The 13,129-nt window shown below is 58.3% G+C and carries 12 protein-coding genes; 9 read left to right on the top strand and 3 right to left on the bottom strand.

Annotation, left to right across the window (positions count from 1 at the left end; translation table 11 throughout):
• Positions 1-62 precede the first annotated feature (62 nt).
• Positions 63-1,817, top strand: coding sequence for a hypothetical protein (locus B5D61_RS20555; RefSeq protein ID WP_139373394.1), 1,755 nt, complete (start codon positions 63-65; stop codon positions 1,815-1,817).
• 114 nt (positions 1,818-1,931) lie between these two features.
• Here B5D61_RS20555 and B5D61_RS20560 read toward each other — a convergent pair whose 3' ends face one another.
• Both B5D61_RS20560 and B5D61_RS20565 read right to left on the bottom strand, forming a co-directional pair.
• Positions 1,932-2,384, bottom strand: a complete 453-nt coding sequence (locus tag B5D61_RS20560) for an OsmC family protein (RefSeq protein ID WP_078815320.1) — start codon at positions 2,382-2,384, stop codon at positions 1,932-1,934.
• Positions 2,385-2,466: 82 nt separating this feature from the next.
• Positions 2,467-2,829, bottom strand: coding sequence for an MmcQ/YjbR family DNA-binding protein (locus B5D61_RS20565; protein ID WP_078815321.1), 363 nt, complete (start codon positions 2,827-2,829; stop codon positions 2,467-2,469).
• 91 nt (positions 2,830-2,920) lie between these two features.
• Here B5D61_RS20565 and B5D61_RS20570 point away from each other — a divergent pair, with 91 nt between their 5' ends.
• The 8 genes from B5D61_RS20570 (at position 2,921) to ligD (B5D61_RS20605) (ending at position 11,782) form a co-directional block, all read left to right on the top strand.
• The gene (locus tag B5D61_RS20570) at positions 2,921-3,718 is read left to right on the top strand and encodes a CE1 family esterase (RefSeq protein WP_139373395.1); all 798 of its coding nucleotides are present in this window, start codon (positions 2,921-2,923) and stop codon (positions 3,716-3,718) included.
• 84 nt (positions 3,719-3,802) lie between these two features.
• A complete protein-coding gene (locus B5D61_RS20575) occupies positions 3,803-4,783 on the top strand; it encodes an alpha/beta hydrolase (protein ID WP_078815322.1) in 981 nt (326 codons plus the stop codon).
• 37 nt (positions 4,784-4,820) lie between these two features.
• Positions 4,821-5,786 (top strand): sialate O-acetylesterase, encoded by a 966-nt coding sequence (locus tag B5D61_RS20580; RefSeq protein WP_078815323.1) that lies wholly within the window; start codon positions 4,821-4,823, stop codon positions 5,784-5,786.
• Positions 5,787-5,804: 18 nt separating this feature from the next.
• The gene (locus tag B5D61_RS20585) at positions 5,805-7,451 is read left to right on the top strand and encodes a sulfatase-like hydrolase/transferase (RefSeq protein WP_078815324.1); all 1,647 of its coding nucleotides are present in this window, start codon (positions 5,805-5,807) and stop codon (positions 7,449-7,451) included.
• A gap of 55 nt (positions 7,452-7,506) precedes the next feature.
• Complete coding sequence (locus B5D61_RS20590; protein ID WP_078815325.1) at positions 7,507-8,286, top strand: nucleotide excision repair endonuclease; 780 nt, start codon at positions 7,507-7,509, stop codon at positions 8,284-8,286.
• Between the two features lie 65 nt (positions 8,287-8,351).
• Complete coding sequence (gene ku, locus B5D61_RS20595; RefSeq protein WP_078815326.1) at positions 8,352-9,254, top strand: non-homologous end joining protein Ku; 903 nt, start codon at positions 8,352-8,354, stop codon at positions 9,252-9,254.
• 8 nt (positions 9,255-9,262) lie between these two features.
• Positions 9,263-10,858 carry a non-homologous end-joining DNA ligase gene (gene ligD / locus B5D61_RS20600; RefSeq protein ID WP_078815327.1) on the top strand — a complete coding sequence of 532 codons (1,596 nt, stop codon included), beginning with the start codon at positions 9,263-9,265 and terminating at the stop codon, positions 10,856-10,858.
• A gap of 12 nt (positions 10,859-10,870) precedes the next feature.
• Positions 10,871-11,782: a non-homologous end-joining DNA ligase gene (gene ligD, locus B5D61_RS20605; RefSeq protein ID WP_078815328.1), complete on the top strand. Its 912-nt coding sequence runs from the start codon at positions 10,871-10,873 to the stop codon at positions 11,780-11,782.
• A gap of 179 nt (positions 11,783-11,961) precedes the next feature.
• On the opposite strand, the gene B5D61_RS20610 is transcribed toward ligD (B5D61_RS20605), so the two are convergent.
• Positions 11,962-12,156, bottom strand: coding sequence for a hypothetical protein (locus tag B5D61_RS20610; protein ID WP_078815329.1), 195 nt, complete (start codon positions 12,154-12,156; stop codon positions 11,962-11,964).
• Positions 12,157-13,129: the final 973 nt, after the last annotated feature.

A 13,129-nucleotide genomic window follows, 5' to 3' on the forward strand; every position in this document is an offset into this window, starting at 1 on the left:
CGGTGTAGTAAGGCATGCAATGGATTCGGATGTTTCAGGCGAGAGAATGGGGAATGGCTCTGATGCTGCTTTGGCTTCTGCCTGCCCAGGCTCAGGAAGTCAAGTCGGTGGAAGGGAAAGCGAAATTGGTCGAGACGACGGCGCCTCCCGCAGCGGTTGAAACGCCTGCTACAGCACCTGCCGTGCCGACCCCACCGACGTCCCCCCCGGGCGTGGTGCCCCTGGAGCCTGAGCCAGATAAAGCCAGCACGCTGATCTCGCTGCTGAACACGAAGGCCGCGCTACGCAAGTCACTGGAAGAGCAGCGGCGCAGACTGCGGGCTGAGACGACCGAGAGCGGCAAGGAGGCGATCCAGGCGGAAATCACGCGTCTCGAGAAGCGGACGCAGGAGGTGGATCGGGATTTCAACGTGCTGGTGACCGGGGCGGATTCCCTGCGAGATCTGAGCCTTCGAGCGAATGAAGCACCTGTAAAGCTTCAGGATGAGTTGGGCCAGTTCCTCTCCCCTGTGTTTGCCGATCTGCGGGAGCTGACGCGGCGTCCCCGAGAAGTGCGGGCTCTCCAGGATGAGTTGGGCCGCCTGAATGCGGAGGAGAAGCAGGCCCTCGATGCCCTGAAGGAAGTGGAAACGACTCAAGCGGATTTGGGCACCGAGGTGAAAGCCGACTCACCGGTGCGCGCGGAACTGAAGGCGACGAGTCTGCGCTGGCAGACCCGACTCGATGAGGTACGCAACCGCATCGCGGTGGTGAAACATCAGCTCAAAGAACTGGATGCTTCGGGAACGACTTTTTGGTCGGAGCTCGGCGGGCAGGTGAAGAACTTCGTGTTCGTGCGGGCGGTGAATATCAGCCTCGCATTGCTGGTCTTTCTGGTGGTGTTGTTCGGGGTGCGCACAGCTTACTACTATGCGTTCAAGTTCGTGCCGGTGCGGAAGTATGAGAAGCTGAGTTTCTCTGCTCGCGTGCTGGATGTGGTGCATGAGGGCGGTAGCATCGTGCTTGCGGCGGTGTGTGCCCTGCTGGTGCTGTATGCGCGGGGAGATTGGCTGCTCGGTGGCTTGGCGTTGATCGCCATCGGCGGTCTGATCATGACGGCTAAGTCCGGCATTGGCCGTTATCTGAAGGAACTCCAGTTTCTGCTGAACCTGGGATCGGTGCGGGAAGGCGAGCGGGTGACGATCAACGGCGTGCCTTGGCGGGTGGGGAAAATCCACATGTTTACGCAACTGACCAACTCGGTGATCGGTGGCCCCGGTTTACGCTTACCGTTGGAGGAATTGAGCGGGATGGTCTCACGCCCCGGCGCGCTGGATGAGCCCTGGTTTCCTTTTCCCAAACGCTCCTGGGTGCTGCTGGGTGGCACGACGATGGCGCAGATCACCGACCTAACACCTGACCATGTGGAGATTGTCTATGGCGGGGGCCTGAAGCGCTGGATACCGCTGGCGGATTTCATGGGCATGGACGTGGCGGGCCTCTCAGGTGGCTTTGCTCGATCGATTACCCTCGGCTTGGACTATCGCCATCAGGCTCAGGCTCCACATGAAATCCCTGAACTGCTGAAGGCGGACGTGCGCGCGGCTTTGCTAGAAACCATGCGTGAAGACGAACTGGTGAATGTCATTGTCGAGTTCGAAGCGGCGGCGGATTCCTCGCTGAATTTCCTCATTGTCGGGGTCTTTGCGGGCAGTCAGGCCCCGAACTACCCCGGGCTCACCCGGGTGATGCAACGTGCCGCGCTGGAGTCCGCCACCCGTCATGGCTGGGACATCCCATTCCCTCAGATGGTGGTGCATAAGGCGAGTGACGAGTAGGCGTCGTCAGAGGGCAGAGCGGTTTCCAAGGTTGGAGCCCCGGCTTCAGCCGGACGCTTGGGGCGGGAGATCCTGGATTCCGCCTCAAAGCGGGGCTCCGAACTGCTCTATTCTCTATTCAATCTCCACCCGCGTCTTGATGGACGCGGCGATGAAACAGCGGCGGTGGGCTTCGTGGTGCAGGTGGGCCTCCTGGTCGGGAGTGGGTTTGACCTCGCCACTCCAGGTCACCTGGGGATGCAGGGTGATGTGACTGATCCAGGGCACGCCGTCCTCGTTTTTGGTCATCACGCCAATGGCCGCATCTTCATAGCGGTCGGCGATGAACCCCGCATCCACGGCGACATGCAGAAACCACAGCATGTGGCAACTGGCTACGGAGGCGATGAAAGCCTCCTCGGGGTCCACGCAGGCAGCGTCTGACCACGGAGCGGGCACGATGCTGGGGGAAGGGGAGGCGGGGATGACCGCTCCACCATCGAAGTGCCAGGTGTGTTTCCGAGAGTAACGACGCTCCAGGAAGTCTGGGCCCTGGCGAGCCCAGCGGATGGTGGCTTGATGCGACATGTGAGGGTTGGTTGGGGTGGAAAAAGCGCGCTGCGTTTTCCTATAAGAAGTATCGAAAGGGCGCCCCTCTTTGGCCGGGGCATCAGGAGGTGAGCGGTGGCAAGGTCTCGCGCACTTTTTTGGGCAGCGAGGCGATGACGAGCTGATACGAATGATCGATGAGCTCACGCAGCAGGGCATTCGTCAGGCGGCCCTCCAGGGTGACCGTGTTCCAATGCCGCTTGTTCATGTGGTAGCCGGGTTGAACGTCCTCATAGCGATCCCGCAGCTCGATGGCGCGGTCGGGGTCGCATTTGAGGTTGGCCTTGGCGGGGTAATCCTCCGGCACGGTGAGGGCGAACATCTTGCCCCCCACTTTGTAAACCAGAGCCTCGGGGCCAAAGGGCATGGTCTCTTCCACGTGCGGCAGGGAGAGGCAGTAGGCGCAGAAGTCAGCGAGCGTCATGGTGAGGGATGATAACACCGGTCGCGAAAAGATGAGAGCAGAAACGATCTCTGTCCACGCAACCTGGGGCGTAGTGCTGCGTTACAGAGGCATGCAAAGACGATTCTTTCTTTTCCTCCTGGCTGCATGTGGCATGGTGAGCGGAGCTGTGGCTGCGGAGCCGCTGATTCGCAAAGAATGGCAGGTGGACGGCGTCACTCGGGAGGCTCTTCTGCACATCCCCGCGACAGCGCATGAGGTGGCTGCACCGGTGGTGTTTGCCTTTCACGGTCACGGTGGGCGCATGGCCTCGGCGGTACGCAGTTTCTCCATGCATACCCTGTGGCCTGAGGCGCTGGTGGTTTACATGCAGGGGCTGAATACCCCCGGGCGGCTGACGGATCCCGAGGGTAAGAAGCCCGGCTGGCAACACGCCGCCGGTGATCAGGGCGACCGCGACCTGAAGTTCTTCGATGCCGTGCTGGCAAGTCTGAAGGCCGACTATCGCGTGGATACCCGCCGCATCTACAGCATGGGTCACTCCAACGGCGGCGGCTTCACCTACCTGCTGTGGGCGGAGCGTGGGGATGTCTTTGCGGCCCTGGCCCCCTCGGCTGCTCCGGCGACACGCAGTCTGTCGAAGCTGAAACCCAAACCGTTGATGCATCTGGCGGGTGAAAACGATCCGCTGGTGAAGTTCGAGTGGCAGCAGGCGACGATCAACTTTGTGCGCAAGCTGAATCAATGTGGGGAAGGCATGACCTGGGATCAGGATGCCAACTGCACGCTCTATCCCTCCGCCATCGGCACCCCGGTGGTGACGGCCCTGCATCCGGGTGGGCATGAGTTTCTCAAGGACGGTCCGCCACTGATCGTGAAGTTCTTCAAGCAGCATGCGAAGAAAGAGTGATGAAAGAATGATCGGTTAGGTAAAGCCAGGTATGCGGATGCAGAATGTCTGGAAGACGGGCGGGGGTGAGATCGTTGTGGGGCGATGTTTTCCCCTCGTCTGTTACCTTCGCTACTGATCCTCGCCCTTGGATGCTCCGTGCCCCTGACTCACGGGCAAGCTCCGAAGAAGTCGGATCCGAAAGTGACCTCGGCGAAGAAAAAGAAAGCGGAACCCGCCTTTAGCTGGGTGGCACCGCTGGAGAATGCGGAGTGGGCGGCGAAGATCCTGCCGCCGACGATGAAGCATGCCACCTTCACCAGCCCCTCCATGGGCGTTGAGGTGGGGTATTACATCTATCTGCCACCGGGATACGAGAAAGGCGCGGCACGTTATCCGGTGGTTTATCACCTGCATGGAGGAAGGCCCGGTGCGGAAAACAAGGCGGCACGGCTGGCACGTTATGTGGATGAAGCCATCGCGAAGGGAACGATCGAGCCCACCATCTATGTGTTTCCCAATGGCGGGCCGGTGAGCTGGTATGACATGCCGGAGATGAAGCAGGGGATGGGGGAGTCGGTTTTCGTGAAGGAATTGGTCCCGCACATTGACGCCACTTATCGCACCTGGGGCACGCGTGAAGGGCGAGCGCTGGAGGGCTATTCTCAAGGGGGACGCGGCACCACCCGGATCATGTTCAAGCACCCCGAGCTGTTCCTCTCCGTGGCCCCCGGTGGCTCGGGGTATGGACCGGAGAAACACATCCAGGACAATGAAGGCTATGAGTCCGAAACGCTGCGTTTTCTACCCCTGGGTTACAATGCCTGGGATCTCGCCAAGGCCTATCAAGCACGGCCTCAAGCCGAGCGTCCGGCGCTGAACATCCTTATCTGGGATGGCACGAAGTGTTTCAACTACGACTTCAATCTCCAGTATTCCGCCTATCTCAAAGAGCTCGGCATTTCTCATCAGTTTCTTTCCATTCCGGAGGTCCCGCATACGGTGACTGGTAGCTATGATGTGAAGGGAGATGCGATCATGCAGCATCATCAGAAGACCTTCGCTGCGCATCGCCCCAAGGCCTAACCAAACTGGATCTCTTGCACCCGTTTTTTGAAATCTCATGAAACCTCATTTGTTACTCTCCTTTTGGTTGGGTTTGTCCTTGGCAGCTCCTTTAACCCTGCCTCATGCGGCCCAGGCGGAGGCTGCGGTGAAGGCCGAGAAAACCGCGAAGAAAGGTAAGGCTCAAGCTAAAGCGAAGAGCAAGGAAGGCCGCATCAATACACCGCCGCCGACGCATCCACCGCTCCAGTCGGTCGAGGTGACCCAGCTTCCCGAGGGCACGGATCACGTGGATCTCTACCTTCTCATCGGCCAGTCCAACATGAAGGGCCGCGGTTTCATGCCTGAGACCCCGAAACGTGATCCGCGTGTGATCATGATGCACCTGCGTGATGACCACTGGTATCTGGCCCGGCATCCGCTGCATCTGGTGGGGGATGCTCAGACCTTCGTCGGACACGACAATGCAGGCGTGGGCCCCGGGTTAGCCTTTGCGGAAGAGATGGCGGCTCAGGTGCCTCAGGCGGTGGTGGCGCTCGTGCCCGCAGCCGTGGGAGGCTCCTCCATCACACTGTGGCAAAAGGGTGCTAAACTGTATGATGAAGCCCTGCGGCGTGTGAAGCTGGCGCTGACAGAGACGGCTCCAGTGAAGGGTCGGCTGCGCGGGGTGCTGTGGCTGCAAGGCGAGGCCAATGCCAAACCGACCGACCTACCGCTGCATGAAGAGCGATTGCTGAAACTGGTGGATGATCTGCGGGCGGATTTGAGTCAACCCGACTTGCCTTTCATCGCCTGCACGATCGGCGAGATGGGAGATGTCTCACGTCTGACGGATAAAGCGGCCATGAATGAGATCCTGCTGGCTCTGCCCGGCAAGCGAGCAAACACCGGCTGCGTGGATGCACGTGATTTGAAGACCCACATCGGTGATAACGTCCACTTTGACACCGCCGCTCAGGAAGAGATCGGTCGGAGGTTTGCCAAAGCATTAGAGAAGCTGGGCTCCACCCAGGCTAGCCGCTAATCCGTTTACCCGCTTGTTATGAACTCGATCTTATCGCGGTTATCAGGCCGACTCGTCCTGGGGTTATTCGTGGGCTGTTTCATGCCATCGATGGGGGTGGCGGTAGATCGGCCTAACATCGTATTCATCTATGCCGATGATTGGGGCTGGGGAGATCTCGCCTGCCATGGGCACCCGCATCTGAAGACCCCCAACTTGGACCGCTTAGCCAGAGAAGGAACGGATTTTCAGCAATTCGTTGTGTGCAATCCCGTCTGCTCCCCCAGCCGCACCGCCATTGTCACGGGGCAGTATCCCGCACGTCATCAGGTGCATCAGCATTTCGCTGGGCATGCAGAGAACGTTGCTCGTGGCATGCCGGATTGGTTGGACCCGCAGGCTCCGCTGTTACCCCGGGTCCTGCATGAGGCAGGCTATCGCACCGGTCACTTTGGCAAGTGGCATCTGTCAGGAAATGGCGTGGGGATCGAGGCTCCTTTACCCGCCGCCTATGGTTATGACGATGCGGCGGTCTGGACTGGGCCGGGCAAAAACGTCTTCGAAGGCACCAGCGTGGAGAAGCAGGCCGGTGGAGCGCACGATCGTGCCGGGGCCTCGTTCCAGACCATCGCCGCCGCCGAGCATGTGCTGCGCTTCATTCGAGAGTCGGAAGGAAAGCCGTTTTACATCAACTTCTGGCTCCATGAGACCCATCACCTCGTCGCCGCGACGGAGGAGCAGAAAGCACCTTATCCAGATACCCCGGAGCCGCAGCGCACCTATTACTCCGCCGTCACCCGTGCTGATGCTCAGGTGGGGCGTGTGCTGGATCTGCTGGATGAGCTGAAACTGGCGGACCATACGCTCGTCATCTTCTCCAGCGACAATGGGCCGGAAAATAGCATGTCTAAGCCTAACGATAAGTTTTACTACAGTGTTGGCGACACTGGAGGCCTGCGCGGGCGCAAGCGCAGCCTCTACATGGGCGGCGTGAATGTGCCTTTCCTGGTGCGCTGGCCGGGGCATGTGCCTGCGGGGCGTGTGGATAAGACCAGCGTCCTGGCTGGGGTGGACGTGATGCCCACCCTTCTAGCGGCGCTAAAGCTGGAGGGACCTGCAGGCTATCAGAGTGACGGCGTGAACATCATGGCCGCTCTGCGCGGGGAGCCCTTTGAACGCCCGCAACCACTGTTCTGGGAGTGGCGGGGGCCGAATAGCAAAGAAGCCGATTGGCCCCAACTGGCCATGCGAGAGGGGTTTCACACCTTGGTCATGAACCGGGAAGGGGATCGAACGGAGCTGTATGATCTGGCTCAAGATCGCGCCCAGCAGACCAATCTCGTCTCGAGCCAACCTGAACGCACGGCGGAGATGACTGCGGCGATTCGGGCTTGGCGGAAGACGCTTCCGGCACCGCTCCCCATCCCCGCTGAGATCTTAGCGGGTGAAAGGGCGCGCAAGAAGGAGGGGATGCCCGCCAGCAAGGAAGGACCCAAGCGGAAAACCCAGAGTCCTCAGGATCTCGCCGCTGTTTTTCAGCGTTGGGATCAAGACGCCAGTGGCAGCCTCAGCCTGGAGGAATACACCGATGGCCTGAGTGAGAAAAGCCGTGCTCGGGAGCGTTTTGCGGCCTTCGATCACGATGGCAATGGGCAAGTCAGCCGGGATGAGTTTGTGAATCGCTGAAGGTTTCATTCATTTTCGCGCTGCTTTTTGGCTGGAGAGTCGTTAGGATACAGGCATGACTCTCCCCCGCTCCGCAGGCCGCCAGATGAAGTTGTTTCATCTGGAGAGCCCGTTGCTGCAGCGGCTGGGAGGGGAGTTCTTTCAGGGACTGCCCTCAAGTCCAGGAGTGTATTTTTTCTTTGCCAGCAAGGCAGGGAATGATCTGCTCTACATCGGTCAATCGGGCGACCTCAAAGCACGGCTGACGAGCTACCGACACGTCACGCCCGAGAAGAATGCCCGCCGCACCTTGCGGCTGGTGCAGCGGACTCAGCGGATCGAGTGGCGTGCCTGTGCCACCCCTGCGGAAGCGGTGGAGTTGGAGCGTGTGCTGCTGCTGGAGTATCGTCCGCCTTTCAATCGGGCCGGTGTTTGGCAGGGCGAGCCGTGGTGGCTGCGTGTGGAGCCGGGTGAAGAAAGGCTGCAGCTCGCTTTGAGCCGCCAGCCCGAGGGCATCGGCCCTCTGCCTTCAGGTTTCCGACATGCCTTGGGGAGCCTCGTGCGCTGTCTGTATCGCAGCCTGCATCCAGAGCATTCGCTCGCGGAGTTTCCTCTCGGGGTCTTCCAGCATCGCTTCCCGTTGCAGATCGTTTTGCCAGTTCCCCAGACGCGTGTCGCGGAAGTGACCGAGATGATTCACGGTTATGTCTCGGGAGAGGTGGCTCGGCTGGAGCCCTGGCTGACGGCACTGTTGGCTTGGCCGCAAGAACTGGAGCGCATGACCTGGGAGGAAGAGGTGGAGGCGCTGAAGCGTTTTGCCAAGAAGCTGGGGAAAGAGCCGCTCGGGGTGTCTTGAGGCGGTGAGTTCTTCAGACGCGAATGCAGGTGGGCGAGCGATTCTCATGAAACACCGTCCCCCACATGAGAGCGATTTGGAAAGGCACCATCAGCTTCGGGCTGGTCTCCATCCCTGTGTCCCTGCATCCAGCGACGCGTCGTGAAGATCTGCAATTTCGTTTGTTACGCGGCAGTGACCTGAGCCCTGTGAATTACAAACGAGTCGCGGAGGTGGATGGCAAGGAAGTGCCCTGGGAGAAAATCGTGAAGGGTTACGAGTATGAAAAAGGCCAGTTCGTGGTGATCCGCGAGGAAGACTTTCGACGCGTGGATGTGGAGGCCACACAGACCGTGGATATCCTGAACTTCGTGGAGATGCAGGAGGTCAATCCGCTGCTCTTTTACAAACCCTATCATCTGGAGTCGGGTAAGGGAGGCGGGAAGGCTTACATTCTGCTCCGAGATGCCCTGGAGAAGACGGGGAAAATCGCCATCGCCCGCGTGGTCATCAAGACGAGGCAACACCTCGCTGCGATCAAACCGCAAGGGAAGAACCTGATGCTGGAGCTCATGCATTTCCCTGATGAACTCCTGGACTCCTCCGAATTGAAGGCCCCTCAAGGCACCAACCCGGCGAAGGCGGAGATCACCATGGCGGAAAAGCTCATTGATAGCATGACCACCCCCTGGCAGCCGGAGCAGTATAAGGATGAATACAAAGAGGCGCTGGAGGAAATGATCGAGGAGAAAGTGGCCCACGGAGATGAGGGAAAACCCACGAAAGCTAAGCGCAGTCGCAAGCCCTCCAATGTGATCGATCTCGTCTCCGTGTTGCAGGAGAGCCTGAAGACAGCTTCATCGAAAAGCACCGGGGGCAGTCGTACTAAGGCGCGCAAAACGGCAGCGCGGAAAGCCCCCAAGAAAACCACAAGCGCGAAAAAGAAAAGCTCCGCGCGGAGATCCAAAACCGGTAAGAGGGCGGCCTAACAGGATTTATGTCTCTGAGGGAATACCAGCGGAAGCGCCATTTTGGCATCACTCAGGAACCTGCCAATCAACGGGCGAAGGCGAAGGCTGGCGGACCAAGGCAATTCGTGGTGCAGAAGCACGCGGCCTCGCACCTGCACTACGACTTTCGTTTGGAGCTCGGTGGCGCGTTGAAGTCGTGGGCGGTTCCCAAAGGCATGCCGTATGAAAAGGGAGAGAAACGACTGGCGGTGCAGGTGGAAGATCATCCGCTGGCGTATCGGGATTTCGAAGGGCCGATCCCCCAGGGACAGTATGGCGGCGGCACGGTGATGGTGTGGGATTACGGCAGCTATGAAGCCCAGAGTCGAGCCCCGCTGAAAGAGCTGAAAGGGGGTAAACTGCACTTCACCCTCTCGGGAAAGAAACTGCACGGGGAATGGTATCTGGTGCGCTTGCGTGACGAGAAGCAATGGCTGCTGATCAAAGGCGGAGCGGACATGAAGCCCATCGGCAAACGTGCGGACAATACCTCGGCCCTCTCCGGTAAGACGATGAAGCAACTGGAGGCGAATGAGGCCTGGATCACCCAATCTCAATCCAAGAGCAAGACGCCGAAGAGAATAACCCAAAAAGCGACTCCGAGGACCGCTAAGCCGCTGCCCTTCATCGAGCCGATGAAGGCTCGCCTCGTTGAGCAAGCACCGGAAGATGAAGGTTGGATTTATGAGGTGAAGTTCGACGGCTATCGTGCCCTGGCGGTGATGCAAAGCGGTAAAGCCCGACTCATCTCTCGGACTGAAAATGAGATGACGGATAAATTTCCCGAGGTGATCGAGGCGCTGGAGCGAATGAAGTTACCCGACTGCATCCTTGATGGTGAAATCGTCGCTCTGGATGAAGACGGGCGCTCATCGTTCCAGGCTCTCCAAGCTTATGACCTGGGCCAGGAACAGCCTCCGTTGCGCTATTATGTTTTTGATCTGCTCAAACAGGGACGCCGTAGCTGTCTCAAGGAGACGTTGGACAAGCGGAAAGACCAACTTCAAGCGTTGTTGGGAAAGTCTGACATCGTGCGTTTTTCAGCCTCACTTCAGGGCGATGTGAAAACACTCCTCAAAGAAGCGGCCAAACTGAAGCTGGAGGGGCTCATCGGTAAGAAGATGGGCTCCAGCTATGAAGCGGGCCGACGGAGCGGACAGTGGATCAAGCTCAAACTTCTAGCCGAACAAGAAGTGGTGATCGGTGGTTACACTCCGCCTTCAGGCAGTCGACGACACCTGGGTGCGCTCATCGTTGGGGTGTATGAAAAAGGCAAGCTCGTCTCCACGGGCAAAGTCGGCACAGGATTCAGCGGCAAGCTTCTGCGTGAGTTGCATGAGCAGTTCCAGCCCCTCGTGCGGGAGAAGTGTCCGTTTTCCAATTTGCCTGTCGAGAGTGGCGGACGCTGGGGCCAAGGAATCACGCGTGCCGAGATGAAGCGCTGCACCTGGCTGAAGCCTGCTTTGGTTTGTCAGGTGAAGTTTGCCGAATGGACCCGAGACGGGCGCATGCGCCAGCCTGTTTTCCTGGGGCTGAGAGATGATAAACGTGCCCGTGAGGTGGTGCGTGAACAACCCGCGTAGCTACCCACTGAGATGAGCCGAACTCAAACCGAACTGGATGTCGAGGGCGTGAAGGTGCCCATCAGTAACCTGGACAAGGTGATGTATCCCAAGACGGGTTTTAGCAAAGGGGATGTCATCCACTATTACATCCAGGTGGCCCCTTACCTTCTGCCGCATCTTCAGGACCGTGCGGTCTCTTTGAAGCGGTATCCCGATGGCGTGGACGGTTTCTTTTTCTATGAGAAGCAGTGTCCTTCTCATGCACCGAAGTGGATCACGACCACACGCGTGCCAAAGGAGGACGGTGTCATTGATTACTGCGTGCTGGCGGATCTTCCCAGCCTCGTTTGGGTGGCCAATCTTGCCAATCTGGAGGTGCACACCTTCCTGCATCGGGCGCGGGCTCGCAAACGTCCATCGGCCTTAGCCTTTGACCTCGATCCCGGAGCTCCGGCAGATGTGCTGAGCTGCTGCCAAGTGGCTTTGGATCTGAAAGCGCTGTTTGATACCCTGGGTCTGGAAAGCTTCCCCAAGACCTCCGGCTCCAAGGGCCTGCAGGTGTATGTGCCGCTGAATACGCCCGTGACCTATGCCCGCACCAAGGCCTTTGCCAAAGCCATTGCGGAAGCCTTGGAAAAGGCCCGACCTGAGTTGGTGGTCTCGAAGATGCTGAAGAAATTGCGGCAGGGAAAAGTGCTGGTGGACTGGAGTCAGAACGACGACCACAAAACCACCGTGAACGTCTATTCCCTGCGAGCGAAAGAGCGGCCTACCGTTTCGACTCCCTTGACCTGGGCGGAGGTGAAGTCGGCTGTGAAACGCAAAAAGCCTCCCGTTTTCGAAGCCAAGGAGGTGATCCGACGTTTGAAAAAGCACGGTGATCTGTTTGCTCCGGTGCTGACCCTGAAACAAAAGCTGCCTGCCGTCAAAAACGTGCAGTGAAAGAGGACGCTACCTCGAAGTTCGGAGCCCCGGCTTCAGCCGGACCGTTTTGCGTCATCGAAGCATCATCGATTCCGCCTAAAGGCGCTGCTCTAAACATGGAGAGCAAGACAACTTCTAAAGTCTGAAGGTTGTCATTGCATTGGTTTGTCAACCCAGACCCACCTTCACCGCTCGCGTCACAGCGGCTTACCCGGCGACGCACTGGGCAGACCTGGATCAGGCACGGGTGGAGTGGTGCGTCCTGCGATGAAAAACCACGCGGCCAAGGCCATGAGCAGGAGGGTGGCAATGACGAGCAGCAGACACCCTCCACGGTTCTTCCCCTGGCGGATGGCTGGTTCGTTGGCTTCGATCGGAGGTGGCATTTCCATGGCGCAAACGACTGGGGATTGAGCTCAGCGAGTCGAGGGAGTCTGAGTCTGTGTCGGGGACTCAGGGCGGTGAACGCGTGGGATGACTCGGGTGCAAGCAGGGTTTCCTGCCTGAATCTGAGTGGGCGTGACCAGCATGCGAGGACGCAGAGAGGCTGAGGGAAGGAGAAAACGACGCGCAGAGATGAAGGAGTTCATGGCGATGACACCCCAACTTCGAAAGCCAGGATGTCAGTGGTCCCTTCAATTTACAGTCTGTCACGTTAATGATCTGAGAGGAGAGGCAGTTGCTGCCAAGACAAGTGTCAGATGCGACGTCTCTCATCCATGGCTTCGGGTATTCTATACATACACCGGTTGGATTTTAGGATGAGAGTTCAGTTTTTGACCGCGTGAGGCCAATTTTGGAGATCGTAAACAACCGATGGCATCCCTCGGATGAGGTTTTGGGGGCGGGTGGGACAAACGAAGATTCGTCCAACATGAACTTCGCGAGGGATATCCCTCAATAGAGGTGGCTGAGCCCGGTTTAGAAGTGCCGTCGAATGCCTGTTTTAGCTTACACCTTCGCAACGGTGAACATACAAGAAGTTAGAGGGGTGAGTCTAACAAAGAGCGATTTGAAAAAACCGCCAATTTTGGGGTGTTTTTCGGCCTTTTTGGTCAAAAAACTTTAAAAAAGGAGCAGAAAGAGGTTGCGGGGAGCGGGGAACTGTCCATACTGCCAATCCGCCACCGAAACAGGAGCGGCTGAGACGAGGGAAGCGAGACGCTGTAAGCGGTTCACTTTCAGCGGATTAGAAATGGATCTTTCAGAAAACAACATCTTCAGATTACGAGAGCGAATGAGCCTCTAGGGCGAGTGAGTTTGAGGAATTTGGAGAGACAAAAACGAAAGCTAAATTGTGCGCTGCGTGTGGATAACGCGTGGCTTGTTTGAAAGAAAACAAGGTTCAATTTAGCTGGCATTCAA

The organism is Prosthecobacter debontii (assembly GCF_900167535.1).
Classification (GTDB): Bacteria; Verrucomicrobiota; Verrucomicrobiia; order Verrucomicrobiales; family Verrucomicrobiaceae; genus Prosthecobacter; species Prosthecobacter debontii.

Excerpts from the sequence above, each read along its gene's own strand:
- B5D61_RS20575 (WP_078815322.1), top strand. The coding sequence starts at position 3,803 with ATGTTTTCCCCTCGTCTGTTACCTTCGCTACTGATCCTCGCCCTTGGA.
- B5D61_RS20565 (WP_078815321.1), bottom strand. The coding sequence starts at position 2,829 with ATGACGCTCGCTGACTTCTGCGCCTACTGCCTCTCCCTGCCGCACGTG.
- B5D61_RS20555 (WP_139373394.1), top strand. The coding sequence starts at position 63 with ATGCTGCTTTGGCTTCTGCCTGCCCAGGCTCAGGAAGTCAAGTCGGTG.
- B5D61_RS20580 (WP_078815323.1), top strand. The coding sequence starts at position 4,821 with ATGAAACCTCATTTGTTACTCTCCTTTTGGTTGGGTTTGTCCTTGGCA.
- B5D61_RS20570 (WP_139373395.1), top strand. The coding sequence starts at position 2,921 with ATGCAAAGACGATTCTTTCTTTTCCTCCTGGCTGCATGTGGCATGGTG.
- ligD (WP_078815328.1), top strand. The coding sequence starts at position 10,871 with ATGAGCCGAACTCAAACCGAACTGGATGTCGAGGGCGTGAAGGTGCCC.
- B5D61_RS20560 (WP_078815320.1), bottom strand. The coding sequence starts at position 2,384 with ATGTCGCATCAAGCCACCATCCGCTGGGCTCGCCAGGGCCCAGACTTC.
- B5D61_RS20590 (WP_078815325.1), top strand. The coding sequence starts at position 7,507 with ATGACTCTCCCCCGCTCCGCAGGCCGCCAGATGAAGTTGTTTCATCTG.
- B5D61_RS20610 (WP_078815329.1), bottom strand. The coding sequence starts at position 12,156 with ATGGAAATGCCACCTCCGATCGAAGCCAACGAACCAGCCATCCGCCAG.
- ligD (WP_078815327.1), top strand. The coding sequence starts at position 9,263 with ATGTCTCTGAGGGAATACCAGCGGAAGCGCCATTTTGGCATCACTCAG.
- ku (WP_078815326.1), top strand. The coding sequence starts at position 8,352 with ATGAGAGCGATTTGGAAAGGCACCATCAGCTTCGGGCTGGTCTCCATC.
- B5D61_RS20585 (WP_078815324.1), top strand. The coding sequence starts at position 5,805 with ATGAACTCGATCTTATCGCGGTTATCAGGCCGACTCGTCCTGGGGTTA.